3 protein-coding genes and 1 pseudogene are annotated in these 3127 nt (G+C 70.4%); 2 read left to right on the forward strand and 2 right to left on the reverse strand.

Annotated elements, in window-relative coordinates:
* Positions 1 to 452, forward strand: a 452-nt coding sequence (locus ACIQ3R_RS16755; RefSeq protein ID WP_397419993.1) for an aminopeptidase N C-terminal domain-containing protein, incomplete at its 5' end; no start/stop codon positions are given.
* Between the two features lie 75 nt (positions 453 to 527).
* Positions 528 to 2366: an ATP-binding protein gene (locus tag ACIQ3R_RS16760; protein WP_397419994.1), complete on the forward strand. Its 1839-nt coding sequence runs from the start codon at positions 528 to 530 to the stop codon at positions 2364 to 2366.
* Between the two features lie 73 nt (positions 2367 to 2439).
* On the opposite strand, the gene ACIQ3R_RS16765 is transcribed toward ACIQ3R_RS16760, so the two are convergent.
* A complete protein-coding gene (locus tag ACIQ3R_RS16765; protein WP_397419995.1) occupies positions 2440 to 2928 on the reverse strand; it encodes a periplasmic heavy metal sensor in 489 nt (162 codons plus the stop codon).
* A pseudogene (locus tag ACIQ3R_RS16770) lies at positions 2928 to 3127 on the reverse strand (hypothetical protein); the annotation flags it as partial. The gene ACIQ3R_RS16765 and the pseudogene ACIQ3R_RS16770, both read right to left, overlap by 1 nt.

Raw genomic sequence — 3127 nt, forward strand, 5'->3', positions numbered from 1 at the left:
TGATCGGAGGGCCCGCGTTCGAGGCCGCGCTCACCGATTTCCAGGACCGCTGGAAGTCCGAGCCGCTGGTGATCGACAAGTGGTTCGCCCTGCAGGCCCGCGATCCGGACGAAGGGGCGCTGGGCCGCGTGCTGGGCCTGACCGCGCACCCGGCCTTCGACATCACCAACCCCAATCGCCTGCGGGCCCTGGTCTCCAGTTTCGCGAGCTTCAACCCGGCCCGGTTCCATGACCCGAGCGGGGCCGGCTACCGCTTCCTCGCCGACCAGATCCTGGCGGTGGATCGCTTCAACCCGCAGACCGCCGCTCGGCTGGTCGACCCCCTGGGCGGCTGGAAAAGGCTCAAGCCGGAGCTCGGCGCGCTGATGAAGGTCGAGCTCGAGCGCATCCTCGCCACCGAGGGCCTGTCGCGCAACGTCGAGGAACTGGCCCGCCGCGCGTTGGAAGGTTGAAGCGCGTTCCCCCGATGACCGCCATGCGCGGATCAGTCTAGGGTCGCTTCGCGGCGGTGTTCGGAGTGGGTGGCCTTGGCGTCGAACGCAGGGCAGGGCTGGGCGGGCGTGACGCCCGAACGACGGGGGCCGGGGCGGCTTTCCGGGTCGCGCAAGCGCGCCCGCCTTCTGACCTTCGTCGCTCTGGCCGGACTGGCCGGCCTGGCGATCGCCGGCGCGGCGCGTTTCGGACAGCTCGCACCCCGATCTCCTGAGCTGATCGCCTGGTTTCTGATCGCCTGCGCCAGCGCGGCGTTGCTCGGGATCGCGCTGCTCGCCGAAATGCGCCGTCTGGAGCGGATCGAGGCGGCCCAGGCGGCGTCCGAGCACCGGTTCCGCATGGCGGTCGAAGCGGCGCGCTGCGGCATCTGGGAGTGGGATCTCTCATCGGACCAGATCTACATGTCCGAGGTCACCGCCGCGCTCTTCGGATGGCGCGGCGGCGTGGTTCCCGGCCAGCAGGTGCTCGACCGCGCGGCGCCCGGCCACCGCGACGATCTCAGAGACGCGCTCACCAACGCCGCGATCTACGGCGACTTCGATGTCTCCTTCCGGGTGCCGCCATTGGCCGGCGCACGCCCGGTGTGGATCGACTTCCGCGGCCGGGGTTTCGGCGAAAGCCCGGAGGGCGGCTTCGCGCGCATCATCGGCGTCGGTCTCGACGTGACCGAGGAACGGCTCGCCCAGGCCCGCGCCCAGGCTGCCGAGAGCCGTCTGCGCGACGCCATCGAGAGCACCTCCGAGGCCTTCGTGCTCTGGGATCGGGGCGGCCGCCTCGCCATGTGGAACAGCAATTTCCGCGATATCTTCAAACTGGACGCGGGCCTGCTGCGGTCCGGCGCCGCACGGGACCTGATCGATCAGGCCGCCCGCCGCGTGGTGCGCCAGGAAACGCCCGCACCCGGACACCAGCCGGGCGTGCGCGAGGCCGAGCTCTCCGACGGTCGCTGGGTGCAGATCTCCGAACGTCCGACCGCCGAGGGCGGGCTTGTGGTCACCGCCGCGGACATCACCGCACTCAAGACCCAGGAGGAGGCCCAGCGCATCAAGGAGGAGGAGCTTCGCGGCGCCGTCGCCAAGCTCGAGCGCAGTCAGGACCAGCTCTCCGAACTGGCCCGCAAGTACGAGGCCGAGAAGATCCGCGCCGAGCAGGCCAGCGCCGCCAAGACCGAGTTCCTGGCCAATATGAGTCACGAGCTGCGTACGCCGCTCAACGCCATCAACGGCTTCTCCGAGATCATGGCGGCGGAAATGTATGGGCCGCTGGGCGAGCCGCGCTATCGCGACTACGCCCGCGACATCCTGGGCTCGGGTCAGCACCTGCTGGCGCTGATCAACGACATCCTCGACATGTCCAAGATCGAGGCCGGGAAGTTCAACCTGCGCTTTGAGCCCCTGAGCCTCGAGGATCTGGTCGAAGACGCAGTCCGGCTGGTGCGCAATCGGGCGGAAGCGGCCGACCTGACCCTGACCGTGGCGTTCCCCCCCTTGCCGGAGGTGGAGGCCGATCATCGCGCGCTGAAGCAAGTGCTGCTGAATCTGCTCTCCAACGCCATCAAGTTCACGCCGCGCGGCGGGCGCATCACGATCGTCGCCGAGCTGCGTGACGACCCGCTGGGCCGGCAAGTGCGCGTGGGCGTGCAGGACACCGGCATCGGCATCGCGCCGCAGGATCTGGAGCGGCTGGCGCGGCCGTTCGAGCAGATCGAAAGCCAGCACGCCAAAACCACCCAGGGCACGGGCCTGGGCCTGGCGCTCTCCAAGTCGCTTGTGGAAATGCACGGCGGGCTGCTCGACCTCGCCAGCGCGCCGGGCCAGGGCACGCTGGCCAGCTTCTCAATCCCGATCCGGCAAAGCGAAGCGGCCGCGGCCTGAGGCTAGAGGCTCGGATCTTTGAATTTAAAGCGTTTTCTGCGCTGATCCGGTGTCCACTTCAGCGAAAAACGCTCTACGGCCCCGGTCGTTCCGACCCGCCGCGCGGCCGGCCGCCGCGATCAGCGCCCCGCGCCAGGGCCTCGGCGAAAGCGCGGCGATCTTCAGGCGGCAGACCGGCGGCGAACTCGACCAGGCGACGATCCATGGCGCTGCGGCCCTGGCGCTCGGCGTCGCGCGCCCGATCTAGCGCGGCCAGGGCGACGGCGGCGTCGAAGGGCTCGGCGCCCAGACCCCGCAGAGCCTCGCGGGTCAGACGGCGAGACTCGCGGATCTCAGGCCCGGCGGCCTGCATGAACTCGCGATTGTGGGCGCGCCAGGCGGCCTGCGCCTCCGGCGGCAAGGCGCGCACCGCCTCCATCAGGGGATTGCGCGCCCGGGGCGGCGGCGCCTCGGGCGTCGCCACCCGCGTTTCGGTCAGCCGCACGCCCACGAAGGCGCCCAGGGCGAAGACATTGACCGCAAGGGACGCAAAGAGAGCGATCCAGATCGCGCGCGAGGTCATCAGGCCGCCTCATCGTCGAGATAGAGATCGAACGCGTCCTCACCCACGGCGGTGACGAGGGCCTCCGCGTCCGGGTCGGTTGCGATCGGCGCGACAGCCAGTTGGGTTCCGACCAGCAGGCCCGCCACGCAGGCCGCCGCCAGTCCGGCCCCCATCCCGACCGGCGCCAGCCAGCTGCGCCACCAGGATCCGGCCCTGG

The organism is Phenylobacterium sp., from assembly GCF_044371015.1.
Classification (GTDB): Bacteria; Pseudomonadota; Alphaproteobacteria; order Caulobacterales; family Caulobacteraceae; genus Phenylobacterium.